We start from the raw sequence: 24,348 nt of genomic DNA, 5'->3' as shown, positions 1-24,348 counted from the left end.
GAACGCCCGGGGGAAACGATGGTGCGTCTCGATCGACGACCATCCTCTCAGCGAAAGACATCATTGTGCCCGCTCCCTCTCTCCGCGCCCGCTCGGCGCGTTCCTTCCTCCTCGGGCTGGCAGCCTCGAGCCTCGCTCTGGGAGGAGTGCTGATCGCCGCGCCGTCGGCGAACGCCTCGGTTATTCCTACTCCGACTGCGACGCCCACGGCCTCAGCGGCACCCACGGCGGCTCCTGTCCCGACTCCGACGCCCACAGCTGCTCCCGATCCGGTCGTTGACACCTGCTTCGATGTCGTCGGGCTCAGCCCCAGCGCCACCACGACCGAGCCCGTCGGGACGACCGAAGCAACGCCCGACGGCCTCGTCGTGCACCTCGAGCCCCTGACCCTCCGCGACTGCGTCGTCTCCGGAGAGATCCGAGTGGTCGCGACCGCGACGCTCGACAACGACGGCGACTACACGCCGCCGACCTCACACTGGTACGACCTCGCCGAGTTCGCCGAGGGAGGCGACATCCCGCTCGCCGTGCCCGCAGGCAGCTACTTCGTCTTCGCCGAGTACATCGCCCGCGCCGACGGCGAGCCCGACCTCGAGCACTCCTTCTACGTCCACTACGTCGACGGGAACCCCGCCTCCTTCGTCGTGCCACCCGCGCCGGCAGCCACGCCGGCACCGGTCGATGACACCTGCTTCGACGTCGTCGGACTCAGCCCCAGCGCCACCACGACCGAGCCGGTCGGGACGACCGAAGCCGCGCCCGACGGCCTCGTCGTGCACCTCGAGCCCCTGACCCTCCGCGACTGCGTCGTCTCCGGAGAGATCCGAGTGGTCGCGACCACGACGCTCGACAACGACGGCGACTACACGCCGCCGACCTCACGCTGGTACGACCTCGCCGAGTTCGTCGACGGAGGCGACATCCCGCTCGCCGTCCCCGCCGGCAGCTACTTCGTCTTCGCCGAGTACATCGCCCGCGCCGACGGCGAGCCCGACCTCGAGCACTCCTTCTACGTCCACTACGTCGACGGGAACCCCGCCTCCTTCGTCGTGCCGCCCGCGCCGGCAGCCACGACCCCGACGGCCCACGCGGCCGCGACGACGTCCGGGGCGCGCCTCGCCCGGACCGGAGCGGATGCGTCCGCACCGCTCCTCGGCGCCGGCGTCCTGCTCGCTGCCGGTACCGGACTCCTCATCGGACGCCGTCGAGCCGCCCGGGCCTGACGCGAGGTCGGGGTGTCCGTGCGGCCGGTGACTGCGGCGGGCACCTCGACAAGCGATGCCGCGAACGCGCTGGCCGCTCCCGGGCGGCGTGAAGGGCGACCCCTACGCGCGGAGCACCCGCTCCAGCTCCTCCGCGATGGCGGTCATGCCCCGTTCGTTCGGGTGGAACGATCCCGCCGCGCGCGACATCTCCCGGTGGAAAGGCTGCACCCACGGGTCGGCGGAGCCGAGCGCGTGCCCCTCGCTCAGCTCGGACGCCAGGATCAGATCGGCGCCTGTGCGCGCGGCGGCGTCACGGGACACCGTGGCGATGGCGTCCTGGATGTCGAGGAGCCGCTCCAGCTCCTCTGCGGTGAAGGGCGTGCGGCCGAGCGACGCCCGATCCAGCACGGTGAGGTAGTCCACGAGCAGCACCCGGCAGCGCGGCGCCCGCGCGCGGACCCGCTCGACGACCCGCTCGACGACCCGCACCAGACCCGCCGTCGCCCCTTCGACGGCATCCACGGTCGGCTCGGGGATCCCGTCGGCGAACGCGTCCCCGAAGAGCGCCAGCATGGGCGACTCCGGCTCGAGGCGGTGCCAGGCGACGTACGCCATCGCGCCGATGAACTGGAGGTCGTTGCCGCCCGCCGTGATCGTGACGACGGCGGCCGTCTCGGGCACCCCCTCCACCTGCGGGGGACGCTCCGTCCCGTCGCCCACGGCCTGGGGCGCGTCGAGGACGTTGGCCGTCGTGGCGCCCGACACCGTCAGGTCGACGAGCTCCGCGTCCAGGCGCTCCGCGAGCTGATGCGCGTAGTTCCGCCCGGACCGCAGGGCGGCAGCGTCGACGATCGGCTCGATCCCCGGGCCGGCGGCGAACGAGCTTCCCAGTGCGGCGATGGTTCGGGTCGTGGACACGGAGCCATGGTCGCACTTCCGAGGCACCGCACCGGACGGGAGCGTCCCTGAGGAGCGGCCCCGGAGCGACGCGACCGCTGAGATGCCGGTCGACGTCGTGTGCGCCCGCCGACCGAGGCCGCGGACGTGAGCCGGGCGGCACAGGACCCGTCCCCCTCACGGAACGCCGCTGGTCCGATGATTCGACGACTCGTACTCTCTCCTCCATGACGGACTACGCCCGACCCGCTGTCGAGGACCGCGTCTTCACCGACGAGGACGGTCGGCCCATCCCCTACGGCACTCGCTGGGGAGGAGGATCACCTCCCGACGAGAGCTACTCCGTCACGAGCGACACCGAGCGCTTCCGCCCCCTCCACACGATCGCCGACGCTCTGATCGAGCACCTCGTGCGAACCTGCGACGTCACGATCGAGGACGACCCGGCCCTGGCGTCCAGGGACGAAGCCGAGATCTCCTGGGCCACCCGCGCCGTCCGTCTGACCCCCGCGTCTGCCGAGGCCGCACCGCTGACGATCGTGCACACCGTCTTCCCCGGCATCCTCCTGCACGCCGGAGCACTGCACCGGTTCGAGTACCCCGTCTGCGGATGCGACGCCTGCGACGACGACTGGACCGCCCTCGCGGACGACCTCGAGCGCACCGTCCTCGACGTCGTCAGGGGCCGCTACGAGGAGAGCATCACCGCCGGCGACGGTGGCATCGCTGTCGGCTACCGCATCGGGGGTGACGGCGAGCTCGGCACGACGAGCGGTCACAGCACCACCGAGGGTCGGCACCACGTGACCGACCAGGACGGCCGGCAGCTGTCCGCGCCGTGGAGCCGAGTGTGGGAGGCCTGGCCCGGACGGGCGCGCTGACTCCTCTTCCGGCCGGGCACAGCGACGTGAGTCCCTGCGGGACGACCTGGAGCCCCTCCGGGAAGCCGAGCGGAGCACATCCGCTGCCCGAGAGCGCACCGGAGGAGAGACCGGCAGCCGATGCCTAGGCGCACCAGTCGCGGGAGACCCCGTTGACGCTGCGGGTCGTGTCGCCGCTGTCGAGGTCGACCAGCACCGTCGAGGTGGCGCTGAAGCCGGGCACATCCGGGTAGCCGTCGGCGACCCCCTCCTCCGACACCGCCTGCACGGCGACGAACTGCCCGTTGGGGGAGAGGCAGATGCTGCGGATGCGTCCCGTCGGGGACGTCCGGAAGATCTCGGTCGTCCCTGCCGCATCCACGCGCACGACGGAGTACTGCGTCGTGCCCGCGTCGGCCGCGTAGTCCGCTTCGAGTTCGAGATAGCTGCCGGAATCGAGCAGCAGCACCTGCACCGGCGATGCAGTCGCTGCCACGTCGGCGGTGGGCAGCGCGAGCGTCTCGACCGAGCCGTCGACCAGGTCGATCAGCGACCCGGACTCGGGGTCGGCCACGACGAGAGCGTTCGCTCCCGGCACGAAGCCGCGCAGCTCGGCGTGCTGCCCGAGCGGGCTGATCGAGGCGGGGTCCAGCAGGTCGATCAACAGCACGGTGTCGTCGGGCGAGTGGGTGACCGCGGAGGTGGTGCCCGGCACGACGAGCCAGTCGCGAGCGCGCAGCGGCCCGCCGTCGATCCCGGTGACCGCTACCGCCTCACCCTTCTGGTCGGTGAGGTCGTAGGAGTAGAGCGCGCGGTCGAGAGGGCCGGTCGGGGTGTCGCCGCTGAAGGTCCAGCCGAGAACGCCCTTCTCCGCGGAAGCGTGCAGCTCGCGGACGACTCCTCGGCCGGGCAGCGGGATGACTCCTTCCGAGCCGGTGTCGAGCGTGACCGTGCGGAGCAGCGTCGTGTCATCGGGTTCGAGCGTCGCCATCACGAGAACCGGGCCGACGACGACGTAGTCCTGGATGCGGTCGGCGGTCGCGACGACGCGAGCCTCGCCTCCCGAGAGGGGGCGCACCCGGATCGAGTCCGGCTCGGCCGGACCGGGGGTTCGATCGAGGGTGAAGAGGTCGGGGTCCTTGGTCGTGAAGGAGGCGCTGATGTCGGCCGCAGACCCTGTCGCGACACCGCGCGCCCGGTCGATCGTGATGTCGTAGGTGGTGGCGTAGCGGAGGGTGTCGGCGAAGGTCACGGTCAGCACGCCCCCGTCGAGCTCGGCCTCGTGCGGTGTCTCGGGGGTCACCTGCACGCGCTCGAGGGCGTCGGGCTCGAGCGACTGGTCGAGGTGGATCCTGACTCGGCCGCCGTCGCGCTCGACGACGCCGTCGCGGCTCACCTCGACGGCGGTCACCCTCGGGCCCTGGCCGATCGTCGCGGCGGTGAGCGCGCCGACCGCCAGCACGAGAGCGGTCGTCGCCCCCCAGAAGGCGCGAGCGAACGCGCGCGGCGAGCGCCGCTCGGGCCGCTTCCCCGGGTACTCCCGACCGGACGCTTCCGGCGACCCCTCGTCAGTAGACATAGGGCATCGCCGGCTCGTCGATCGGAACGACCGAGTCTGGCTCGAGCACGACCGTCTCGGCGCTCGTGACACTCGGGTTCGCACCGAACCCGCCGGTCGCCTCCAGCCACTCGCCCTCGGCGTACATGTCGGCCCAGCCCGGCTGATGGATCGGCACACCCACCGGCTGCGCGTCCACGGCGCAGCAGGTGACGATGAAGCGGGCGATGTAGAAGACGTTCTCGGGGTCGGAGGCGTCGGGCGTGACGAAGCCGCTGACGGTGGCCGTCCGACCCGCCAGGAACTGCTCGCTCGCGCCCTGCCGCAGCAGCGTCGCCCAGTCGCGCACGCTGAAGTCGGCGGTGTCTCCGGTGGGCGCGGCGGCGACGGCCGAGGAGTCGACGGCGCTCGTGTTCACCTCGCGCTGCGTCGCGGTGGACGCGGTGAGCGCCGAGGGCGGCACGACGAGCAGGGCGGCGGCGGCGGAGGCGATGATCGCGAGCGAGGCGACGACGGCGAGCCGCGCGCGCCAGGGCCGGCCAGGCGCGTGGTCGTGCAGGTGACCGTGGGCGTCCGCCTCCTCGACGCCTCCGTGCGGATCCTCGTCGTCGTCGGCGCCCGGCACGATCGCGAACGCCAGCAGCAGCAGGATCGCGGCCAGCACCGCGAGCACGACCGAGAACTCGAAGTACCGGGGGTGGATGTAGAGGCCGAGGCGTCCGGTGGCGGCGAGCCAGAGGGTCGAGACGACGCCGATGAGGCTCAGCGCGATCCCCTTCCACCGGGTGAGCAGACGCTCAGAGCGCATGGTTGACCGCCAGTCCGAGCACCGCGGAGGCGAGGCCCACCAGCACCGTCACTCGCACGAGCGTCTGCACGGAGAAGGTGGTGCGCAGCAGGGCGAGCATCTTGATGTCGATCATGGGTCCGAACACCAGGAACGCGATGATGCCTCCCGGGAGGAACGTCGATCCGAAGGAGAGGACGAAGAACGCGTCGACGTTCGAGCAGATCGAGATGACGAAGGCGAGCACCATCAGCGCGAGCACCGACCAGAGCGGATCGCCACCGAGAGTCGTCAGCACGTCTCGCGAGACACCGACCTGGATGAGCCCGGCGAGCGCTGCGCCGACGAAGAGGGCCGGCATCATCGCGCCGGTCTCCTCGGCGAAGAGCAGCACGCTGCGGCGCGAGCGGTCGCGGAGGGAGCGCGACGGCCGTTCGCCCGCCTCGCACGCCGCGCGGAACCGGTCGGTCAGCAGCGCCATCGGGTCGCTGTGGCGGCTGAAGATCCAGCCGACGAGGTTCGCGATGACGAAGCCGCCGACGATGCGCCACACGAGGATCCCGTCGGCCCAGCCGAACGCCTGGTAGGTCGTGATGATCGTGATCGGGTTCACGATCGGCGCCGCGAGCAGGAAGGTCATCGACTCCGAGACCGACAGCCCCTTCACGATCAGTCCGCGCGCGAGCGGCACGTTGCCGCACTCGCAGACCGGGAGGAGCACGCCGAGCAACGAGATCACCAGCCGCCGCGGCAGAGCGCGCTTCGGCAGGATCCTGACGAGCACCGCCTCGGGCACCCACAGCTGCACGGCGATCGAGAGCACGATGCCGAGGAACACGAACGGCAGCGACTCGATGACGACGCTGATCGAGAGCGTGAGGAAGTCGCGCACCGCGTCCGACAGGGCATCACCGGCCGAGTCGGGGGCGAGGACGCGCAGAGCCACGGCCGCGGCGACCAGCGCGAGCCCGGCAGCCAGTCGCCGACCGAGGCGCGGAGCGCTGCGGGCAGGGGCTGCGGCCCGCTCGATCGTCATCGCGCTCCATCGTAAGCGGGCGGACGGCGAGCGACGCGTCGCCTGCACGTCCGCTCGGATGAGCACGGGACCGAGGACCTGGAACCCGCCGCCCGGTGGCGGACGGCTCCACCGACGCTCCAGGGCGTCGCCCCTCGGGACTGCACCCTTCGCTGTTCCCGAGGTCAGCCCTGACGGGCCTTGAAGCGCGGGTTCAGCTTGTTGATCACGAAGACACGGCCGCGGCGTCGGACGATCTGCGAACCGGGCATCCTCTTCATCGACTTCAACGAGTTCCTTACCTTCATGCGGGTCTCCTGCTTCTATTGAGAACGGTTCTCGATAGAGTAGCTCGTCATGGAGCCCTCCTCGACACCGCACCGCCTTCCGATCCTCGCCGTCACGCTCGTCAGCGCCACCGAGTGCAGCGACAGCGCCTCGGCCGCCGCAGCTCTCGCCGGTCGCACGACGCAGAACACGCACTGGACCCTCGAGCGCCCCGACACCGACAGCGCAGCGTTCGCGGGCGAGTTGGCCGCCGAGCTCGCCCGGCAGGCGGACGACGGCGAGACCGGCGTCACCGTCCTCGCACTGGATGCCGCCGCGGACCCGATGGAAGTGGGCCTCGTCCTCGAGCACCTCTGCGAGCGACGCCACCCGGCAGACACGCGCATCGGCATTCTCGATGTCGTCGCGGTCACCTCCCTCGCCGAGGTGACCCACGTCCTCCTCGGACAGCCCGCAGCGTTCACCCCGACCGCGTCCGAGGCGGACGTCGACGCGGCGGAGAAGCTGGCGGGCCGCATCGAGTTCGCGGACCTCATCGTGCTGACCGACGCCGACGGCAGAGCGTGCGAAGGGGAAGCAGTGGATCTGCTGCGCGCGATGGCACCGGCAGCCGAGATCCTCGCCTCCTGCGATCTCGAGCAGTACCGCCGCCGGCCCGCTCGCCTGACGCCGCACCACGCGCACCGGCTGGCGTCCAGCCTGGGATGGCAACGGGTCCTCACCGGGAACTCGCCCCTCCGGGTCGGTGACATCGGACGAGTTCGCAGCCACCTGTTCCGCGATCCGCTCCCCTTCCATCCCGGACGCCTCGACGAGGCCATCACCAGGGACCTCGTCCCCGCGCGAGTCGGTCGGATCCTGCGCTCTCGAGGGCTCGTGCGCCTCGCGACCCGTCCCGACCGCGTCGGATCCTGGTCGATCGCCGGCGACATCGTCGCGCTCGACCCGACGAGCATGCGCAGCTGGGACCCGGACGCGCCCATCGGCCAAGAACTCGCGTTCTTCGGCACCGACCTCGACCGAGACGAGCTGACGAGAGTCCTCGACCAGTGCCTCCTCACCTCGGAGGAGCTGCTCGCCGGCCCCGACACCTGGGCGACGTATCCCGACCCGTTCCCCCTCTGGGAGGACGAGCACCAGCACTGACGGCGTCTTCGATAAAGCGCGACCGAGTCGGCTCTCGAGTTCCTGCGGAGGTTCTGGGGTCGAGGGTTCGCAACCGGAGCGTCCCGGGTGGTCATCGACCGCGCATCGGCAGTCGACCGCGACACTCCGTCGTCCACGGTCCACGAGTGGAGCACCGCACTACTGTCCCCTTCGGGCACCGGTCGGGCCGACCGCTTCCCCGAGCTCCCCGAGCGCGGGCGGCGCACGAGGTGCTCGCGTCGCGGTTCGCTCGACCTCTAGTGTCGGCAGCGATGGGGGCGCTGTGCCCCCGCTGAGGGGATCCCATGTCTGTGCTCTCGCGCGCCGCCGTCCGGCGGACGATCGCTCTCGCCGCCGCCGTCCTGGTCGCCGGCTCCGCACTCGCGACACCGGCCTTCGCCGACGAGCAGGAGGCGACCGGCACGATCACCGGACTGGTCCTGCTCGAGGGGACGCCCGACACGCCCGCACCCGCCGGCACCGACGTGCTCCTGCGTCCGACCAGCACGAGCGAGGTGAAGCCGCTCGTCCTCGCGACGACGGACGCCGACGGCGTCTTCGAGGCCACCGTGGTGCCCGACGAGACCTACACCGTCGCCGCCCTCGTAGAGGACGGCCTGCACGTCCAGCGCAACCTCGGCTCGACCCGCCCGAACGCCCCCGGCACCGTCTTCTCCGTGGGCGCCGGCGAGACCCTGTCCCTCCCCGAGTACGTGCTCCCGCTCGGAGCCACGATCAGCGGCCACGTCGCGACCGACGACGGCGCCCCCGTGCCCGTCACCGCCTTCGTCCGGCCGCCCTACGGCAGCTACGTCGACACCTACACGGACGCGAACGGCGACTACACCATCCGCGGCCTCGACATCGACTTCTACACCGTCGCCTTCGACGACCGGACGGGCGACGCGAAGCAGTGGTGGCCCAACAGCCCGACCCAGGACGGTGCCGAGCCCATCGTCATCACCAGCCTCGACCAGGCCATCACCGGCATCGACGCAGACCTGCGCACTCCGAGCACCGACCCGCTCGACTCCGCCCCCTGCCTCGACCGCTCGAAGCCGACCCTCGCGAAGGCCACCGCCGCCGCCCGCGCATACCTCCGGAGCCACGACCTCGACGCACTGAAGACCCTCACCCGAGCCGACGTGACGCAGTACCTCGCCCGCTGCGCCTGAGCACGACTCACCCGAGAAGCGGCCGCCGGCACCTCGCCGGTGGCCGCTTCGTCGTCGACGGCCCGGGCTCCGTCGCGCACGCCGGCCTCGGCCGGGCGACCATCGCCCCGTGGAGCACCGGCCCGCTCCACGCCGGCCGGTTCCGTCCGGCGGACGTCGAACCGGGCGACGACCTCGGCATCCGCTGATCGATCCCGGACGGGACGACGCAGTCGAGCGGGACAACGCGAGCGACGACACCTCCGATCGGCAGAACGGGCTCGTGTCGTCCGCCTTGAAGGTCCGTCGCGACGGCAGCCTCATCACCGGCGGAGGGGTCACGAGCGGCATCGACTTCGCGCTGACGGTGGCCGCCGAGGTCTACGACGAGGCGACAGCACGAGCCGTCCAGCTCACCGTGGAGTACGACCCGCACCCGCCTTTCGACGCCGGATCGCCCACCCGCCCGTCCCTCGACGAAACGCTGCCGGCCGGACGAGGCGACGACTCGTACTCTCTCCTCCATGACGGACTACGCCCGACCCGCTGTCGAGGACCGCGTCTTCACCGACGAGGACGGTCGGCCCATCCCCCTACGGCACTCGGTGGGGAGGAGGATCACCTCCCGACGAGAGCTACTCCGTCACGAGCGACACCGAGCGCTTCCGCCCCCTCCACACGATCGCTGACGCTCTGATCGAGCACCTCGTGCGAACCTGCGACGTCACGATCGAGGACGACCCGGCCCTGGCGTCCAGGGACGAGGCCGAGATCTCCTGGGCCACCCGCGCCGTCCGTCTGACCCCCGCGACCGCCGGGGCCGCACCGCTGACGATCGTCTACACCGTCTTCCCCGGCATCCTCCTGCACGCCGGAGGACTGCATCGGTTCGAGTACCCCGTCTGCGGATGCGACGCCTGCGACGACGGCTGGACCGCCCTCGCGGACGACCTCGAGCGCGCGATCCTCGACGTCGTCGCGGGCCGCTACGAGGAGAGCATCACCGCCGGTGACGACAGTCTCACCGTCGGCTACCGCATCGGCGGCTCCGACGAGCTCGGCCTGACGAGCGGATACAGCACTACCGAGGGCCGGCACCCGGTGAGCGACCACGACGGCCGGCAGCTGTCCCCGCCGTGGAGCCGAGTGTGGGAGGCCTGGCCGAGACGGGCGCGCTGATCCCTCTTCAGGGCAGGCATGGCGACGTGAGACGCGACCGCCGATCCATCCCCCTACGAGACGGTCGGGAGCCCCTTCGAGAAGCTGATCGGACGGAGGTCGGGGTCGAGCATCTCCCACTGGCGTCGCCGTTCGGCTTCCCGGTCGCCGTCGCCCGATCCGTGCAGCGCGATCGCCTTCGCCGCGTACGTCGCGGCATGAGGCGCGTGATCGGCCATGTGGGCGACGGCCGCGGCCTGCCCGGCTGCTCTCGCGGCGGCGGTCGCTGCGGTGGCGCCGGCCTGAGTGGCGGACCGTGCGGCGGCATGAGCCGCGAACGCAGCGGAACGGCACTCCGTCATGGGCACCTCTCCCCGCTCCCAGGCTCGGAGGACATCGAGCGCGTGTCGTGGGCGGGTGTCGATCGGATCCCACTCCTCGAACACGGGAAGGGCTCGTTCTGCACAGTCGGCGGCCCACCGCGCGAGCGCTCGGTGGATCTCCGGCTCGGGGTTCGCCCACTTCTGCTCGGTGGTCTCGGTCATGGAGTCATCGAACCAGCAGCTTGCACCTGCCGCAGCGTCATGTGGTCTGCTCGAAGCACGTCCCGTCCCGCTCCGAGAGGTCCGCCATGCACCCGTTCCCGACCCCGCCCCGTCAGGTCCCGATCGGCGACGCCGCGGCGTTCGTCGGCGTCACTCCTCGAGCGATCCGCCACTACCACCAGGTCGGCCTGCTCCCCGAGCGCGAGCGGGGCAGCGACGGCCGCCGCCGGTACGGCTATCCGGAGATCATCCGGCTGCTCTGGATCCGGCGGATGGCCGACGCCGGGATCGCCCTCGACGACATCCGCGACGCCTTCGACGGAGCCGCACCGGGCGGCGCCGACGGCGAGGAGGAGATCGCAGGCGTCCTCGCACGACTGGAGGACACCCTCGCCGCTCAGGAGGAGGAACTGCAGCGGAAGCGGGCCTCGGTGCAGCGCATGCTGGCCCTCGGCAGCCGGCTGGGACTGCTCGACGATCTCGTCTCGGGCCGCCTCGAGGGCGCGCCCGAGGGCTCGCTGCGCCAGGACGACCTGGACGTCCTGCTGGTGACCGAGCGGATCTTCGGTCCGCTCGGCGCCGCCGTCCAGGCTGGGCGCTTCGTCGCCCTGGCCGCCGATCCGGCACTGCGAGCGGAGTCCGACCGCGTCGATGCCGCCGAGGAGGCGCTCGACGACACGGTCGCCGTCGACGACCCCCGGGTGGCGCAGGTGGCGGCCGAGAGGCACGCCTTCGAGACGGCGCTGATGCGCGTCATCGAGGCGTCCGGTCAGCAGGAGGAGGACGACGCTCTCTTCGACGCCTGGGACGAGGCGCACCCGCCCGGGGACGCCGCCCCGGCGCCCGACCCCGACACGCAGGGCTCCCGGGCGAGGAGCGCGGCGGAGATCATCCGGAGCATGCCCTACGACTTCTCCCCGGCCCGCCGGCGCGCGATGGAGCTGGCCGTGCGACTCGGCGCGGCGGAGGCGGCGGCGGCGACCTGAGGAGGCCGAGCTGCGACAGCGAGCGCTGCCGTCCGTACCGCGATCCCGACCACCGATCGGCCGCTTCCGGACATGACCGCTACAGGCTCTTGCGACCGCGACCGGACACCTGCCACGGTCGCAGAGCGACCGACGACGGTCCGCCGACTCGAAGGACCGCGGTTCACTGATGAATGATTCCTCTTCGACCGAGCACGACACGAGCGAGATGACGCCCGAAGTGCTGGCCGCGTTCAGCGACGCCTGGAGCCGCCACGACCTCGAGGCGCTGATGAGCCACGTCACCGACGACTGCGTCTACAGCGCGTCCGTCGGCCCCGAGCCCGGCCGGACCTGGACCGGGAAGGAGCAGGTCCGCGAGGGCTTCGCGCTCATGCTCGCCTTCGACACGGGTCAGGAGCGGCACGAGGACGAGGGGCCCCTCATCGCCGGGTCCCGCGGTGCGGGCACCTGGTCCTTCACGGGCACCGGACCCGACGGAACGGTCCTGGTCACGCGAGGCTGCGACATCTACGAGTTCCGCGGAGGGAAGATCGCTCGCAAGGACGCTTTCCGGAAGGTCTACCAGCCCGACGTGAATGAGTAGTTCCCCGTCGACCGCCACGCGCACCCGCTCCTGGCTCCTCGTCGCCCCCTCGCTCATCGTCCTCGGCTGGGGTGGCAACCACTTCCTGCCGCTGATGCAGTACTACCGGTTGGTGGAGGGCTTCTCGCAGGTGCAGGTGAACATCCTGCTTGGGGCCTACGTCGTCGGGATCGTTCCCGGATTCGCTCTGTCGGGGGCGTGGTCGGACCGGTACGGACGGCGACCGGTGCTGATGGCGGGTCTCGTCCTCGGCATCCTCGGGAGCATCGTGCTCGCGAGTTCGAGCTCGAGCTTCGCCGGGCTCTGCGTCGGACGGTTCGTCTGCGGCCTCAGTGTCGCGGCCGGGATGGTCGTCGGCACCTCCTGGATCAAGGAGCTGTCGATCGCGGAGGGACGCTCCACGGCCGGCGCCCGGCGCGCGGCGGGCATGCTCACGATCGGCTTCGGAGGCGGCGCCGGCGTGGGCGGAGCCCTGGCCCAGTGGGCTCCGTGGCCCGCGGTGCTGCCGTACCTCGTGCAGATCGCCGCGTGCGTTGTCGCCCTGATCGTCCTGCTGCGGGCATCCGAGACCCGGCGATCCGACCCCGGCGTGCCGATCGCTGACGCGACCGAGCGTCGACCTCCGCCGGCGGAGGTCGACGCGAGGCTGCTCGGCGATCTCCGCGTTCCGCGACGCGCCAGGCCGACCTTCCTCCGGGTCATCCTCCCGCTCGCGCCCTGGGTGTTCGCGGCACCGGCCCTCTCGTTCGCCGTGGGTCCGAGCCTGGTGAGCGACCGCATCCCCGGGTTCACCATCGGCTTCGCCACCCTCGTGACGGTCATCACCCTCGGCGTCGGCTGGGCCACGCAGTTCTTCTCGGGCCACCTCGCGAAGTACCTGCGCGGGCGCATGGGGCTGGTGGGCGGATCGCTCATCGCCGCGGGGGCGCTTCTGCTGATCCCCGCCGCCGCCACGCACCAGGTGTGGATCGTGCTCGTCGCCGCTCCGGTCTTCGGAGCCGGCTACGGGCTCGCGATGGTCTCCGGACTCACCACGGCTCAGGGGCTGGCGACGCCTCAGGATCTCGCGGGGATCACAGCGGTGTACTACTCGCTGACGTACGTGGGGTTCCTCCTGCCTGCGATCCTCGCGGCTCTGGCCTCGTTCGCGCCGATGTGGGTCCTCCTCGGGGTGACCGCGGCCGCGTGTGCTCTGTGCACGGCAGTCGCGGCCCGCAGCATGCGGCGCGCGCTCGTCTCCGCCCCCTGAGCCCGCCGCACGGTCGTCACGACCGGACGCGGCGTCTAGTCGAGGTCGGGACCGGTCCCGCCCGACGCGGAAGCGTCGAAGGCGTGCCGGTTGCCGAGGATGGTGCGCTGATGCTCACTCACCCAGTCGCCGAGGGTGAGCGCCACCTGCTTCAGCGATCCGCCGAGAGGGGTGAGCTCGTACTCCACCCGCGGCGGCACCTCGGCGTAGACGGTCCGGGAGACGAGGCCGTCCCGCTCGAGCGCACGCAGGGTGACGGTGAGCATCCGACGCGAGATGCCGGGGATGATCTGCGAGAGCTCGGTGAACCTCCGCCGATCCTCCCCGAGGACCCCGATCACCAGCAGGGTCCACTTGTCGCCGATGCGGGAGAGAAGCGACCGGAACAGGTCCGGATCATCGCTGGTGCAGAGCTCGGCCATCGTCGGCATCGACTGGCTGAGCCGGTCGTGCAGGTCGAGGTCGATCTCGTGCTGGGCCATGCGACTCCTTCGGTTACCGCCGGGTAACGAGACCTCGTTTGCGGTAACGGGGACCCGCCGTGGAGAGTTACCGATCGTAACCATAGCCCGACCGACCTGGTCGAGCCCGATCGAAGGAGCGCCATGTCCCTGTTCCGCCTGGATGCCAGCATCCGCACCGAAGGCTCCACGAGTCGCGCCCTGGGCGACCTCGTCGAGGCCGAGTGGAGCGCTACCCACCCCGACTCCACGATCGTCAGACGGCACATCGGCGTCGAACCGATGCCGGCGACTGCCTGGTCCGACGCCGTGACGGCGTCGATGACGCCCGAGCCCGAGCGCACACCCGGCCAGAGAGCCGCCGTCGCGCTGGCCGCCGCGCTGACCGACGAGCTCGCCGCGGCCGACGCGCTGCTGTTCGCCGTTCCGCTGTACAACTTCGGCGTCTCGCAGCACTTCAAGTCCTACGTCGACCTCGTGGTGACGGACCCGCGGATGGCCCCCGGTGCGGCACCGGTGACCACCGGAAAGCCCGCCGTGCTGGTGACGGTGCAGGGGGGCAACTACGCCGCCGGCACCCCGAGGGAGGGCTGGGACCACGCCAGCGCGTGGATGCGGCGCATCCTCGAGGACGTCTGGCAGCTCGACCTCGAGATCGTGACGCGCGAGTTCACGCTCGTCGGAGTGAACCCCGCGCTCGATCAGTTCACGGAGATCGCCGACGAGTTGAAGCGACTCGCCGAGAGCCGCGCGACCCAGCACGGGCGGACGCTCGCCGGTCTGCGGCGAGCCGCCTGAGCGGGAGGCGGAGGAGTCGGCCGGCTCGTCGCACGCTGCGGCGGGCTCGGTCGAGCGCTGTCAGCCTCCGCGCCGCAGCGAGAGGGATGGGGCGATGTTCATCCCGACCAGAGCCGCCGGTCTCGAGGCGCGCACCTACTGGACGGGCTGGCTCGAGCAGAACCCCGAGGGCGTGGCGACGCTACCGCCGCGACGTGAGCGACTTCGCCGCGGGTGCTCACCCGCGCATGTGGTTCGCGAGCATCTGGATCCTCACCCTCGGCCTGCCCCGGCAGCTCGGCGCCGACTACTTCCACCGGCACCTGCTCGACGGCGACGCCGCGTCCACCATCGCCCGGTACAGGTCGCCCTCGGCACGACGCACCACCGCCGACCGGCGCTCCCACGAAAGTGCCGGTCGGCTTTCTCGTGGGGTCCCGCGCCGAGGCCCTGCACAGACCTCGGGATTCCGGTAGCGGCTCACCGCGGAGTGACGCCCCCCTAAGTTGGGACGGGTCTCCACGGAAGGAAGCGCAATGAGCATGGAAGGCGTCGCCTGGAGCTCGCTCTACAAGATCTCGACCGCCCAGGACGGCAAGCACAGGATCTCCCGCGCATCCGTGCGCCGGATCCTGACGTTCGCGGTCCCCTACCGCTCCATGCTGCTGATCTTCATCACCCTCTCCATCGTGGGAGCATTCCTCGCGGTCGCGACGCCGGTGCTCGCCGGCCAGGTCGTCGACGTGATCGTCGCCCGGGGCGCTGTCTCCACGATCGTGTGGCTCGCCGTCGTCATCGCGCTCGTGGCCGTGGCCGACGCCGCCGTGTCACTCGTGACGCGCTGGTATTCGGCGCGGATCGGCGAGGGCGTGATCCTCGACCTCCGCACCGCCGTCTTCAACCACGTGCAGAAGATGCCGATCGCGTTCTTCACCCGCACCCGGACCGGCGCCCTCGTGAGCCGCCTCAACAACGACGTGATCGGCGCTCAGCAGGCCTTCAGCGGCACGCTGTCCGGCGTGGTCACGAACCTCGTCGCGCTGATCCTCACCCTGATCGTGATGCTCAGCACGTCCTGGCTCGTCACGGTCCTCGCCGTGATCATGCTCCCCGTCTTCCTGGTGCCCGCGCGTCGGATGGGCGGCCGCCTCGCTGCGCTGCGTCGCGAGGCCGCCGACCACAACTCCGCCATGAGCACGCAGATGACCGAGCGCTTCTCGGCACCCGGCGCCACCCTCGTCAAGCTGTTCGGCCGACCCGATGAGGAGGCCGAGGAGTTCCGCGTCCGCGCCGCCCGCGTCCGCGACATCGGGGTCCGGAGCACGATGCTGCAGTTCGTCTTCTTCACCGCGCTGATGCTCGTCTCCGCTCTCGCCCTCGCGCTCGTGTACGGGCTCGGCGGCTCCCTCGCGCTCGGCGGCCAGCTGGACACCGGTGAGGTGGTCACCCTGGCGCTGCTCCTCACCCGCCTCTACGCACCGCTGACCAGCCTCGCGAACGCCCGCGTCGAGATCATGAGCGCGGTCGTCAGCTTCGAGCGCGTCTTCGAGGTGCTCGACCTCGAACCGCTCATCCAGGAGAAGCCCGACGCCGTCACCGTCCCCGACGGCCCGGTGTCCGTCGAGTTCGACGACGTCCGCTTCGCGTACCCGTCCGCCGACAAGGTGTCGCTCGCCTCCCTCGAGGAGGTCTCGACGCTCGACACCCGCGGCGGCGAGGAGGTGCTGCACGGCGTGTCCTTCAGGATCGAGCCGGGGCAGACCGTCGCCCTCGTCGGGACGTCCGGAGCGGGCAAGTCCACGATCGCGCAGCTGCTCTCGCGTCTGTACGACGTCGACAGCGGGGCCGTGCGCCTCGCGGGCACGGACGTCCGCGATGTGACGTTCGCCTCCCTGCGGGACACCCTGGGCATGGTGACGCAGGACGGCCACCTCTTCCACGAGACCATCCTCAGCAACCTGCGCCTCGCGAGGCCGGAGGCGACCGACGACGAGGTGTGGGACGCCGTCCGCCGTGCGCGGCTCGAGCCGCTCATCCGGTCCCTGCCCGACCAGCTGGACACGATGGTGGGCGAGCGCGGCTACCGGCTGTCCGGCGGCGAGCGCCAGCGGATGACCATCGCGCGGCTCCTGCTCGCCCAGCCGCGCGTCGTCATCCTCGACGAGGCGACGGCGGCGCTGGACTCGACGTCGGAGGCCGCCGTGCAGGCGGCGCTGAGCGAGGCGCTCGAGGGGCGGACGGCGATGGTGATCGCGCACCGCCTCTCCACCATCCGCAGCGCCGACCTGATCCTCGTGGTCGAGGACGGCTCGATCGTGGAGCGCGGCACGCACGACGAGCTGCTGGCGGCGGCCGGTCGGTACGAGGAGCTGCACCGGACGCAGTTCGCCGTGCAGAAGAACGTCGCGGCAGAGGAGGAGGCGCTGAGCGCGACCTGATCGCCGAGCTCGGTGCCCCTGGACGCGCTCGGACTCCACCCCGTTCTGGTGCTGCTGAGCGAAGATCCGCGCGGGAGCTCGTCGGCTCAGCCTGCGGCGCGGCGGTACGGCGCCGCGACCCGCAGCATCAGCACTCCTCCGATCGCCAGGAACACCGCGCCGATCAGGCCGAGCCCCGGTGGGTTGTCGGCCGAGGTGTAGCCGCCGTTGATCGCCGGAGTGAAGACGAGGTCGATCAGGATGCTCGACGCCAGCACCGCGACGAGCGCGAGACCGGCGGTACCGAGGCGTCTCCCCGCCGCGACCGAAGCGCCGATGACGACCAGGGCGAGCAGCACCTCCGCGAACCAGACCCACAGAGGAGCGAGCCACGCGGGCGACGGCGCCTCGTACTGCAGGATGGAGCAGGCAGCGCTCTCGTACCCCTCCGACCAGCAGGGCCGCCAGAACGTCGCCGCCCCGATCCCCTGCACCGCCGCGTGCCCCAGCAGCAGGAGCCCGGCCACCACCGAGAGCACGGTGAGGAGGATCGACGCCTTCCGCCCGGTGAGTCCCATGAGGACAACGGTAGAAGCGCTCGGTGAACAGCGGGGAGTCGTCCTCGTCGGTGTCCAGGACCTTCGAGGACTCAGGAACGCCGGCGAACCGTTCCTGGTACTGCGATTCGCAGGGGTCGACGTCCGACCGCGAAACAGGGCGGAGCACCGCTCGAGAGATTCGGCGGCCCGGGCACTCCGGTCACGTCGCACCCTGCAGTTCGAAGCTCGCAGGGAGTCCGGCGGTCGGCCCCCGAGTACCGACAGGTTCTTGTCGAGCTAGGTCCAACCGTTGCCGGTGGCCTCCCCCGGCGCGGCCTCGTCGATGTGGATCTGCACGGTCCACTCCCTCTGCCTCGACAGCCTCCCCCCGTGACCGCTCGCCTCTAACCTGACGAGATGGACGCATTCACGAGGAGGACTCTCGGAGCCGTCGCAGTGATCCTCGGCTCGCCGATCGCCCTCGTGACCTTCGGAATCGGCTGGATCCAGGAGGGCTGGGAGGTCCCCGTGGTGCAGTGCCAGCGCAGCGATCACCCGCCGGGAATGCCTCTCGAGGGCGTCAACGTGTCGGGCGAACGGATCTGGTATCCGCTCGGGCTCTCGTGCACGTACGAGGACGGCTCCCGGAGCGTGACGGTGAACCACTACAACTCCGACGCGACGGTCGCCTTCACCGCTTCGGCCGCAGTCGCACTGCTGGGAGTCGTCACGCTCGCGACGGCCAGGACGCGAAAGCCCGCACCCGCTCTCGTCCGAGTGGAGCCCGCCGACGACGAGGACACCGCCCTCCGCTGACCGGCGCTCGCTAGCACGGCGGCTGGATGCGCGGCCTCTCAATATCGAGGAGGCAGACCCCCTGCGGCCCGCGGCCACTCGCCAGATGAGGTCTCGGCGCTCCCCGGCCATGGCCCGTTGAACGCCATTGCCCTCGGCGTCGCCGGGTACGCCGCACAGACAGCTCGAGAGTGCGCTCGTCTCGCGTTAAGAATGAGACCCGTCCGGACATGTTCACAGTGAACGACGATCGCTGAGGGGGACGACATGGACGATCTGGATGACGTGGTGCGACGCGCGGCGCCACTCCCGCTGGGTGCAGATGCGACGAGTGCCGCGGAGGCGCGAGCAATCGCGCAGGCAGTGGTGACGAGCCGCCGTCCGCGGCGCTTCCTGTTGCGCTCCGGGATGGGAGCAGCAGTCATCGGGATCGCGCTGGTGGGGTTCGGGACAACGGCCGCTGTTGCGGGACCGGCCCTGCTGAGCTGGGTGGGCTGGGCGCCGGACGCGTCAGTGCAGCGCACGTTCGAGCTCAGTGGCGGCAACGACGTCGGGCGGTGCTCCGTCGTCGCCCGCGTCCTGCCGGTCTACGGAGGCGGGCTCTCCGATGAGGAGACCGACGATCTGACCGAGCGGGCGCGCGACTTCCTCGCGGAGCACGACTGGGGTCCGGTGATCGCACGCGTCACCGCCGACGACATCGAGGCGGCTCTGACCGCGGAACAGGCGGGAAGGGATGAGGCGAACGCGGCGGCGGCCGCCGCGGGTCGCCCGGCGGACATTCCTGATGCGACCCGAGGCGTGGTCGCGAGCTCCCTCATGGGGGATGAGATCTCCCGCGTCTTCGATGAGGCCGGCTACCTCACCACCAGCACCTCGATCGAGATGGCCGGTCAGTGCGAAGCCGAGTCCCCCGGAGCAGCCCAGTGATGACGCGGAGGCGCCGCTCCGAGCAGGAGACGACCCTCGAGAGACTCCACGACGCCAATGCCGCCGACCTCCTCAGCTACTTCGGCCGGAGGGTTCCCGTGCCGGCCGACGCAGCCGATCTGCTCAGCGAGACCTTCATCGTCGCCTGGCGGAGGATCGGGCAGCTGCCGGACGACCCGGAGCAGGCACGCATGTGGCTGTTCGGAGTCGCGCGCCGAGTTCTCGCGAACAACGCGCGAGGAACGATCCGCCACCACGACCTGGCCCGCAAACTCCGGCAGCACCTGGACACTCAGTCGGCCGAGCCCGTCGACACGGACACGCTCGACGTCCGCGCCGCGCTCGATGCCCTTCCGGCAGACCAGGCCGAGCTCGTCCGGCTCATCTCCTGGGACGGCTTCACTCTCCCCGAAGCCGCGAGGATCCTCGGGATCAGCGAGACGACTGCCCGCGGCCGCCATCAGCGAGCGCGCACTCGACTCCGGACTCTCCTCGGGCCGCGACAGAGGACGACGCCGTGACGTGAAGCAGGAGACAGGGACGAGGTGGCCCCTCCTGACCCGACTGTCGCTCTTCCCCTGAGCGACGCAGCGGAGGTGCCGCCGCCGGCGAACGCCGGGGCGGCTTCGCATGCAGGCCTAAGGAGTCACTTCTCGCGACCAGAAGTCGGCGCGGACGATCAACAGAGGTCCATCGACTCTCGAACTCACCGTGATGGTTCGCGGGTCCCAGAGCGTTCCCGGGATGCGCGCTTGCGGCGTCGTCCCCAGCTCGCTCGACAACTCCTCGGGGGTCATCACCTCGGGCGGACGCACCGAGAGCAGTGCCCAGCAACCACCGGAAGCACACTCGACACTCTCATCGACTACTTCGCTCCCCTCGGGAAGAGAGATGGCCGAGGCCGCCGGCACGTCCCCCTCCGTCGCGAACACCGCCGAGCTGAAGTAGTACACGAGCGCGAACAGCACGGTCACCGCCACGATCGTCACTCCTGCGATCGAGAAGAGGCGTCCGCGCTCTCGGGGCTCGTCCATAGGCCGCGACCCTAGCAAGGCGATTCGGTGCGCCGTCGCCGCTACCGGGCCGCCGGTGCTGCGACGTCAGGACGGAATCCGCGGAGGACGACCTCGAGCAGCACCTGCGCACGATCGCTGTCCGCCGTCAGACCGGCGCTGCGGATCGAGTGCGCCACCCCGCATGCGAGCAGCAGCACCGCCGCGGCGTCGACACCCGCCCGCACGCTTCCCTCGGCGCGGGCCTCGTCGAGCACCGAGGCGAGGCGTGCGATCAGCGCATCGCGCTTCGATGCCGTCTCGGGCAGCACGGGGTGCGGACGCGCGGTGACCGCCTCGAAGAGCGGATCCTCGACCAGGAGCGCGACGTGTGCGGAGAGCGTCCGCTCGAACCGATCCGGACCTTCGCCGCTGAGCACCTGATCCAGCTCGTCGAAGCGATTCCAGACCACGGCCTCTTCGAGCTCCTCGACGCCGGCGAAGTGCCGGTACACGGTGCCCACTCCGACGTCGGCGGCACGGGCGACGGCGTTCATCGTCAGGGCCTCCCCCCGCCCGGCCGCCTTGCGAGCGGCGGCGAGGATGCGATCGCGGTTGCGTGCAGCGTCGCGGCGGAGTCCATCCATTCCCCCACCGTACCGGAACGAGTGTCCGATCGGATGAGTGTTCCGAACGGATAGATAATCCGTTTACACTCGGGGCAACCGAAAGGACATCATGGCCACCCTGGACCGCCCCCTCGCCCTCGTCACCGGAGCCAGCTCCGGCATCGGCGCCGAGTTCGCCCGCCGCTACGCCCGCGAGGGCTTCGACCTCCTCCTCGTCGCCCGATCGGAGGGCGCGCTGCACGCCCTGGCCGACGAGCTCTCCGACCGGCACGGCATCACCGCATCCGTTCATCCCGCCGATCTCTCGAACCCGACTCACGTCTCGCAGCTGGTCGAGGTCGTCACGAGCCTGCTGCCGCGCCTCGACCACGTCGTCAACAGCGCCGGCACGGCTCCGGAGGGGGACCTCGATCGGATGGATCCGGACGAGCTCCGCCGGATGGTCGACATCAACGTGACCGCACTGACGCTCCTGACCAGGGCTGCCGTCATCCGGATGCGCGAGGCCGGACGCGGCACGATCATCAACATCGCCAGTGGCGCCGGGTACCAGCCGCTTCCGCACTTCTCGGCGTACGCCGCATCGAAGGCCTACGTCCTCAGCCTCACCGAAGCGCTGTCGGAGGAGCACCGCCCGCACGGGCTGCGGATCTTCTCCGTCGCGCCCGGCGACACCGACACCCCGATGAACCCCGGACCGGGGAAGAACAAGCGCCGGGCCCGCGACGTCGTCGACACCGCGTGGAGGGCCATGCCCACCCGGGTGCCGTCGGTGGTGGACGGTCGGATGAACGGCGTCCTCGCCTTCCTGTCGACGCGGATATTGACGAAGCGGTTCGGGCTGCGCACGGCGGAGAAGATGATGCGCGGCAAAGCCTGATCCGTCGCGCGAGACCTGGTCACCGAGCCCGGTCGCAGATCGTCCCGAAGAATCCCGCCTCCCGAATGAACGCCCGCCCCTGCCCGGGCGTACACCCTTCGAGTCGCCGACCTCCGGCGACCGACAGTTCCAAGGAGTTCACGATGAGCAGGACCTTCAGACTCGGTATCGCCGCTGTTGCCGTAGCCGGTGTCATGGCCGTGGCACCCGTGGTGGCCGGTGCGAGCAGCGTTGCTCCCGCCGCGGCGACCAGCGCTTCCGGCAACGCCTCCGTCAACGCCGCCGCCGCGAAGCTGATCAGCGCCGCCCGCTCGGTGGCGGGCAACCTGCGCGTCGTCGGCCTGGCCGACGGTGGCGCGAAGCTCGTGCAGTTCAACCCCGTCAAGCCCGGCACGATCACGGGCAGCGTCGCCGTGAGCGGCCTGACCGGCGGCGACACCAAGCTGATCGGCATCGACTACCGGGTCCAGGACGGCAACCTCTACGGCGTCGGCGACAACGCGGCGAGCGCCGGCGTCTACTCCATCGACGCGAGCACCGGAGTGGCCACCCAGGTCACCCGGCTCACCGTCGCGCTGAGCGGCACCACCTTCGGCGTCGACTTCAACCCCGCCGCCAACGCACTCCGCGTGGTCAGCGACGCCGGCCAGAACCTCCGTCAGCCGTTCGCCACCCCGGGTGCGGCGACGGTGTCCGACGGCGCGCTGAGCTATGCGGCGCCCGCCACGGCCACCGGAGTCAACGGCGCGGCGTACACCAACAACGATCTCGACGCGGACACGGCGACCACTCTCTTCGTCCTCGACACGGCTCTCGACCAGGTCGCCATCCAGTCCCCCGCCAACGCGGGCTCGCTGGCGCCGACCGGGAAGCTCGGCATCGACGCCGCGGGCGCCACCGGCTTCGACGTCTTCTCGCTCCTCCGCAACGGCAGCTCCGTCGGATCGATCGGCCTCGCCGTCGTCAACGGGTCGCTCTACGAGATCGGCCTGCTCGACGGCACGGCCACCGCGCTCGGCAGGGTCGGCGCCGGCGTCACCGATATCGCGATCCCGCTCGCACAGCGCTGACCCTCCCGGTCATCGCACCACCGCCGGCCGGCACCCTCTCGGGGGTGCCGGCCGGCGAGACGTTCGGCTCGTGAGATCCGGTTCGGCTCGTCCAATCAGGCGATTTCGGCGAGCCGAACGCGTTCCGACGAGCCCAACGTGTCCCCCTCCGCAGTCGCACGCTGTCAGTGTTCGCACCGCCTCGAGACGGATGATGGGTCGATGTTCATCCCGACCAGAGCCGCCGGTCTCGAGGCGCTCGACGACTTCGTCGCCCGCGCCGGCTCCGCCTACGCGCGCAACCGCAATCACGACCTCGGACCTTCCCGCGACAACGTGTCGGGGCTCTCCCCGTACCTCCGCCATCGACTCGTGACCGAGCGGGAGGTCGTCGCCGCGGTCCTCGCACGTCACTCCCTCTCCGCGTCGGAGAAATTCGTGCAGGAAGTGTTCTGGCGCACCTACTGGAAGGGCTGGCTCGAGCAGAACCCGGAGGTGTGGCGCCGCTACCGTCGCGAGGTGGACGCCTCCGCCGCTGGCGATCTCCCGTCGGGATTCCACGACGCGATCGGCGGGCGCAGCGGCATCGAGGCGATGGACGCGTGGGTGCGCGAGCTCGTCGAGACCGGCTACCTCCACAATCACACGCGCATGTGGTTCGCGAGCATCTGGATCTTCACCCTCGGCCTGCCCTGGCAGCTCGGCGCCGACTTCTTCTACCGGCACCTGCTCGACGGCGACGCCGCGTCCAACACCCTGTCCTGGCGGTGGGTCGCCGGCCTGCAGACCGCGGGGAAGACCTACCTGGCCTCCGCCTCCAACATCGCCAAGTACACCGAGGGGCGCTTCTCTCCGAACGGCCTCGCCACCTCGGCCCCCGCGCTCAGCGAGGAGCCCTTCCCGCCCCGGGACTCCCTCGAGCCGGACGACGTCGTCGGGACCATCGGTGCGCGCGCCGGCCTCCTGCTGCACGAGGAGGATCTCGACCCGGTGAGCCTCCTCGCCGAGCAGCCCGGTCTGGCGGACCGGCTCGTTGCGAGCGCCGCCTCCGCCGACGCCGGCGAGCGCTCCCCCTTCCCTGTCTCCGATGCGGTGCACGCCTTCACGGCAGCAGCCCTCGCCGACGCCGCGGAACGCGCGCCGGGCGGGCCGGCGCGAGTGCTGGCCGACGCGCGACCCGCGACCGTCGTCGACTGGGCGACGTCCGAGCGGCTCGACACCGTGGTGGTCCCCTACGCGCCGGTCGGCCCCGTCCGCGAGCGGCTGGACCGACTCCGCTCCGCCCTCGCCGACGAAGGCGTCGCGCTCGTCACCGTGCGCCGCCGGTGGGACAGCACCGCGTGGCCCTCGGCATCGCGCGGCTTCTTCCCCTTCAAGAAGCGGATCCCGGCGCTCGTGCGCCACCTGGAGGAGCCGGCCGATACGGTCCGTCTGTTCTGAACCGC

Annotated in this window: 26 protein-coding genes; 16 read left to right on the top strand and 10 right to left on the bottom strand. The window is 71.0% G+C overall.

What is annotated here, in order from left to right:
• Positions 1–65: 65 nt before the first annotated feature.
• Positions 66–1,223 carry an LPXTG cell wall anchor domain-containing protein gene (locus GRS92_RS08320; protein ID WP_159855150.1) on the top strand — a complete coding sequence of 386 codons (1,158 nt, stop codon included), beginning with the start codon at positions 66–68 and terminating at the stop codon, positions 1,221–1,223.
• 102 nt (positions 1,224–1,325) lie between these two features.
• Here the strand turns inward: GRS92_RS08320 and GRS92_RS08315 are convergent, their stop codons facing one another.
• Positions 1,326–2,123 carry an SGNH/GDSL hydrolase family protein gene (locus GRS92_RS08315; RefSeq protein ID WP_159855148.1) on the bottom strand — a complete coding sequence of 266 codons (798 nt, stop codon included), beginning with the start codon at positions 2,121–2,123 and terminating at the stop codon, positions 1,326–1,328.
• Between the two features lie 206 nt (positions 2,124–2,329).
• On the opposite strand from GRS92_RS08315, the gene GRS92_RS08310 reads away from it, so the two are divergent.
• On the top strand, positions 2,330–2,983 hold the full coding sequence (locus GRS92_RS08310) for a DUF6226 family protein (protein ID WP_159855146.1): 654 nt from the start codon (positions 2,330–2,332) through the stop codon (positions 2,981–2,983).
• 124 nt (positions 2,984–3,107) lie between these two features.
• Here the strand turns inward: GRS92_RS08310 and GRS92_RS08305 are convergent, their stop codons facing one another.
• The 4 genes from GRS92_RS08305 to ykgO form a co-directional block, all read right to left on the bottom strand.
• Entirely contained in the window at positions 3,108–4,541 is a 1,434-nt protein-coding gene (locus GRS92_RS08305) for a hypothetical protein (protein ID WP_159855144.1), read from the bottom strand.
• Complete coding sequence (locus GRS92_RS08300) at positions 4,531–5,328, bottom strand: TIGR03943 family putative permease subunit (protein WP_159855142.1); 798 nt, start codon at positions 5,326–5,328, stop codon at positions 4,531–4,533. The genes GRS92_RS08305 and GRS92_RS08300 overlap by 11 nt, the downstream gene beginning before the upstream one ends.
• A complete protein-coding gene (locus GRS92_RS08295) occupies positions 5,318–6,343 on the bottom strand; it encodes a permease (RefSeq protein ID WP_159855140.1) in 1,026 nt (341 codons plus the stop codon). The genes GRS92_RS08300 and GRS92_RS08295 overlap by 11 nt, the downstream gene beginning before the upstream one ends.
• Positions 6,344–6,507: 164 nt before the next feature.
• The gene (gene ykgO / locus GRS92_RS08290; protein WP_159855138.1) at positions 6,508–6,630 is read right to left on the bottom strand and encodes a type B 50S ribosomal protein L36; all 123 of its coding nucleotides are present in this window, start codon (positions 6,628–6,630) and stop codon (positions 6,508–6,510) included.
• 49 nt (positions 6,631–6,679) lie between these two features.
• Between ykgO and GRS92_RS08285 the strand changes: the two genes are divergently transcribed.
• The 3 genes from GRS92_RS08285 (at position 6,680) to GRS92_RS08275 (ending at position 10,089) form a co-directional block, all read left to right on the top strand.
• Entirely contained in the window at positions 6,680–7,756 is a 1,077-nt protein-coding gene (locus GRS92_RS08285) for a GTP-binding protein (RefSeq protein WP_159855136.1), read from the top strand.
• 305 nt (positions 7,757–8,061) lie between these two features.
• The gene (locus tag GRS92_RS08280) at positions 8,062–8,931 is read left to right on the top strand and encodes a carboxypeptidase-like regulatory domain-containing protein (protein ID WP_159855134.1); all 870 of its coding nucleotides are present in this window, start codon (positions 8,062–8,064) and stop codon (positions 8,929–8,931) included.
• A gap of 525 nt (positions 8,932–9,456) precedes the next feature.
• Positions 9,457–10,089, top strand: coding sequence for a DUF6226 family protein (locus GRS92_RS08275; RefSeq protein ID WP_235021911.1), 633 nt, complete (start codon positions 9,457–9,459; stop codon positions 10,087–10,089).
• A 53-nt stretch (positions 10,090–10,142) separates the two neighbouring features.
• Here GRS92_RS08275 and GRS92_RS08270 read toward each other — a convergent pair whose 3' ends face one another.
• Positions 10,143–10,613: a putative immunity protein gene (locus GRS92_RS08270; protein ID WP_159855130.1), complete on the bottom strand. Its 471-nt coding sequence runs from the start codon at positions 10,611–10,613 to the stop codon at positions 10,143–10,145.
• A gap of 86 nt (positions 10,614–10,699) precedes the next feature.
• On the opposite strand from GRS92_RS08270, the gene GRS92_RS08265 reads away from it, so the two are divergent.
• The 3 genes from GRS92_RS08265 to GRS92_RS08255 all read left to right on the top strand — a co-directional run bounded on the left by GRS92_RS08265 (position 10,700) and on the right by GRS92_RS08255 (position 13,434).
• Positions 10,700–11,599: a MerR family transcriptional regulator gene (locus tag GRS92_RS08265; protein WP_159855128.1), complete on the top strand. Its 900-nt coding sequence runs from the start codon at positions 10,700–10,702 to the stop codon at positions 11,597–11,599.
• A gap of 169 nt (positions 11,600–11,768) precedes the next feature.
• Complete coding sequence (locus GRS92_RS08260) at positions 11,769–12,185, top strand: nuclear transport factor 2 family protein (protein WP_159855126.1); 417 nt, start codon at positions 11,769–11,771, stop codon at positions 12,183–12,185.
• On the top strand, positions 12,178–13,434 hold the full coding sequence (locus GRS92_RS08255; RefSeq protein WP_159855124.1) for an MFS transporter: 1,257 nt from the start codon (positions 12,178–12,180) through the stop codon (positions 13,432–13,434). Before GRS92_RS08260 ends, GRS92_RS08255 begins: the two co-directional genes overlap by 8 nt.
• A 35-nt stretch (positions 13,435–13,469) precedes the next feature.
• Here the strand turns inward: GRS92_RS08255 and GRS92_RS08250 are convergent, their stop codons facing one another.
• The gene (locus tag GRS92_RS08250; RefSeq protein WP_327437428.1) at positions 13,470–13,916 is read right to left on the bottom strand and encodes a winged helix-turn-helix transcriptional regulator; all 447 of its coding nucleotides are present in this window, start codon (positions 13,914–13,916) and stop codon (positions 13,470–13,472) included.
• Between the two features lie 123 nt (positions 13,917–14,039).
• Between GRS92_RS08250 and GRS92_RS08245 the strand changes: the two genes are divergently transcribed.
• Both GRS92_RS08245 and GRS92_RS08235 read left to right on the top strand, forming a co-directional pair.
• The gene (locus tag GRS92_RS08245; RefSeq protein ID WP_159855122.1) at positions 14,040–14,693 is read left to right on the top strand and encodes an FMN-dependent NADH-azoreductase; all 654 of its coding nucleotides are present in this window, start codon (positions 14,040–14,042) and stop codon (positions 14,691–14,693) included.
• Positions 14,694–15,208: 515 nt separating this feature from the next.
• Positions 15,209–17,110 carry an ABC transporter ATP-binding protein gene (locus tag GRS92_RS08235; RefSeq protein WP_159855120.1) on the top strand — a complete coding sequence of 634 codons (1,902 nt, stop codon included), beginning with the start codon at positions 15,209–15,211 and terminating at the stop codon, positions 17,108–17,110.
• 86 nt (positions 17,111–17,196) lie between these two features.
• Here the strand turns inward: GRS92_RS08235 and GRS92_RS08230 are convergent, their stop codons facing one another.
• The gene (locus GRS92_RS08230; protein WP_159855118.1) at positions 17,197–17,667 is read right to left on the bottom strand and encodes a hypothetical protein; all 471 of its coding nucleotides are present in this window, start codon (positions 17,665–17,667) and stop codon (positions 17,197–17,199) included.
• Between the two features lie 378 nt (positions 17,668–18,045).
• Between GRS92_RS08230 and GRS92_RS08225 the strand changes: the two genes are divergently transcribed.
• The 3 genes from GRS92_RS08225 to GRS92_RS08215 all read left to right on the top strand — a co-directional run bounded on the left by GRS92_RS08225 (position 18,046) and on the right by GRS92_RS08215 (position 19,874).
• Positions 18,046–18,444: a hypothetical protein gene (locus tag GRS92_RS08225; protein WP_159855116.1), complete on the top strand. Its 399-nt coding sequence runs from the start codon at positions 18,046–18,048 to the stop codon at positions 18,442–18,444.
• 246 nt (positions 18,445–18,690) lie between these two features.
• Positions 18,691–19,353, top strand: a complete 663-nt coding sequence (locus GRS92_RS08220) for a hypothetical protein (RefSeq protein ID WP_159855114.1) — start codon at positions 18,691–18,693, stop codon at positions 19,351–19,353.
• Positions 19,353–19,874, top strand: a complete 522-nt coding sequence (locus GRS92_RS08215) for an RNA polymerase sigma factor (RefSeq protein ID WP_159855112.1) — start codon at positions 19,353–19,355, stop codon at positions 19,872–19,874. The genes GRS92_RS08220 and GRS92_RS08215 overlap by 1 nt, the downstream gene beginning before the upstream one ends.
• A 117-nt stretch (positions 19,875–19,991) precedes the next feature.
• On the opposite strand, the gene GRS92_RS08210 is transcribed toward GRS92_RS08215, so the two are convergent.
• A complete protein-coding gene (locus GRS92_RS08210) occupies positions 19,992–20,387 on the bottom strand; it encodes a hypothetical protein (RefSeq protein ID WP_159855110.1) in 396 nt (131 codons plus the stop codon).
• Between the two features lie 41 nt (positions 20,388–20,428).
• On the bottom strand, positions 20,429–20,992 hold the full coding sequence (locus GRS92_RS08205) for a TetR/AcrR family transcriptional regulator (protein WP_159855108.1): 564 nt from the start codon (positions 20,990–20,992) through the stop codon (positions 20,429–20,431).
• A 91-nt stretch (positions 20,993–21,083) separates the two neighbouring features.
• Here GRS92_RS08205 and GRS92_RS08200 point away from each other — a divergent pair, with 91 nt between their 5' ends.
• The 3 genes from GRS92_RS08200 (at position 21,084) to GRS92_RS08190 (ending at position 24,343) form a co-directional block, all read left to right on the top strand.
• On the top strand, positions 21,084–21,854 hold the full coding sequence (locus GRS92_RS08200; RefSeq protein WP_159855106.1) for an SDR family NAD(P)-dependent oxidoreductase: 771 nt from the start codon (positions 21,084–21,086) through the stop codon (positions 21,852–21,854).
• A gap of 143 nt (positions 21,855–21,997) precedes the next feature.
• Positions 21,998–22,924: a DUF4394 domain-containing protein gene (locus tag GRS92_RS08195; RefSeq protein WP_204162368.1), complete on the top strand. Its 927-nt coding sequence runs from the start codon at positions 21,998–22,000 to the stop codon at positions 22,922–22,924.
• Between the two features lie 201 nt (positions 22,925–23,125).
• Positions 23,126–24,343, top strand: coding sequence for an FAD-binding domain-containing protein (locus tag GRS92_RS08190; protein WP_159855095.1), 1,218 nt, complete (start codon positions 23,126–23,128; stop codon positions 24,341–24,343).
• The last annotated feature ends 5 nt before the right edge of the window (positions 24,344–24,348 follow it).

Source organism: Rathayibacter sp. VKM Ac-2754 (genome assembly GCF_009807095.1).
Taxonomy (GTDB): domain Bacteria; phylum Actinomycetota; class Actinomycetes; order Actinomycetales; family Microbacteriaceae; genus Rathayibacter.
This window is presented reverse-complemented; position numbering and strand designations above follow the sequence as displayed.

Coding starts and splice junctions, on each gene's coding strand:
- GRS92_RS08270 (WP_159855130.1), bottom strand. CDS start 10,613: ATGACCGAGACCACCGAGCAGAAGTGGGCGAACCCCGAGCCGGAGATC.
- GRS92_RS08285 (WP_159855136.1), top strand. CDS start 6,680: ATGGAGCCCTCCTCGACACCGCACCGCCTTCCGATCCTCGCCGTCACG.
- GRS92_RS08230 (WP_159855118.1), bottom strand. CDS start 17,667: ATGGGACTCACCGGGCGGAAGGCGTCGATCCTCCTCACCGTGCTCTCG.
- GRS92_RS08280 (WP_159855134.1), top strand. CDS start 8,062: ATGTCTGTGCTCTCGCGCGCCGCCGTCCGGCGGACGATCGCTCTCGCC.
- GRS92_RS08300 (WP_159855142.1), bottom strand. CDS start 5,328: ATGCGCTCTGAGCGTCTGCTCACCCGGTGGAAGGGGATCGCGCTGAGC.
- GRS92_RS08195 (WP_204162368.1), top strand. CDS start 21,998: ATGAGCAGGACCTTCAGACTCGGTATCGCCGCTGTTGCCGTAGCCGGT.
- GRS92_RS08305 (WP_159855144.1), bottom strand. CDS start 4,541: ATGTCTACTGACGAGGGGTCGCCGGAAGCGTCCGGTCGGGAGTACCCG.
- GRS92_RS08220 (WP_159855114.1), top strand. CDS start 18,691: ATGGACGATCTGGATGACGTGGTGCGACGCGCGGCGCCACTCCCGCTG.
- GRS92_RS08190 (WP_159855095.1), top strand. CDS start 23,126: ATGTTCATCCCGACCAGAGCCGCCGGTCTCGAGGCGCTCGACGACTTC.
- GRS92_RS08250 (WP_327437428.1), bottom strand. CDS start 13,916: ATGGCCCAGCACGAGATCGACCTCGACCTGCACGACCGGCTCAGCCAG.
- GRS92_RS08215 (WP_159855112.1), top strand. CDS start 19,353: ATGACGCGGAGGCGCCGCTCCGAGCAGGAGACGACCCTCGAGAGACTC.
- GRS92_RS08245 (WP_159855122.1), top strand. CDS start 14,040: ATGTCCCTGTTCCGCCTGGATGCCAGCATCCGCACCGAAGGCTCCACG.
- ykgO (WP_159855138.1), bottom strand. CDS start 6,630: ATGAAGGTAAGGAACTCGTTGAAGTCGATGAAGAGGATGCCCGGTTCG.
- GRS92_RS08210 (WP_159855110.1), bottom strand. CDS start 20,387: ATGGACGAGCCCCGAGAGCGCGGACGCCTCTTCTCGATCGCAGGAGTG.
- GRS92_RS08260 (WP_159855126.1), top strand. CDS start 11,769: ATGAATGATTCCTCTTCGACCGAGCACGACACGAGCGAGATGACGCCC.
- GRS92_RS08225 (WP_159855116.1), top strand. CDS start 18,046: ATGGACGCATTCACGAGGAGGACTCTCGGAGCCGTCGCAGTGATCCTC.
- GRS92_RS08200 (WP_159855106.1), top strand. CDS start 21,084: ATGGCCACCCTGGACCGCCCCCTCGCCCTCGTCACCGGAGCCAGCTCC.
- GRS92_RS08295 (WP_159855140.1), bottom strand. CDS start 6,343: ATGACGATCGAGCGGGCCGCAGCCCCTGCCCGCAGCGCTCCGCGCCTC.
- GRS92_RS08235 (WP_159855120.1), top strand. CDS start 15,209: ATGAGCATGGAAGGCGTCGCCTGGAGCTCGCTCTACAAGATCTCGACC.
- GRS92_RS08255 (WP_159855124.1), top strand. CDS start 12,178: ATGAGTAGTTCCCCGTCGACCGCCACGCGCACCCGCTCCTGGCTCCTC.
- GRS92_RS08265 (WP_159855128.1), top strand. CDS start 10,700: ATGCACCCGTTCCCGACCCCGCCCCGTCAGGTCCCGATCGGCGACGCC.
- GRS92_RS08205 (WP_159855108.1), bottom strand. CDS start 20,992: ATGGATGGACTCCGCCGCGACGCTGCACGCAACCGCGATCGCATCCTC.
- GRS92_RS08310 (WP_159855146.1), top strand. CDS start 2,330: ATGACGGACTACGCCCGACCCGCTGTCGAGGACCGCGTCTTCACCGAC.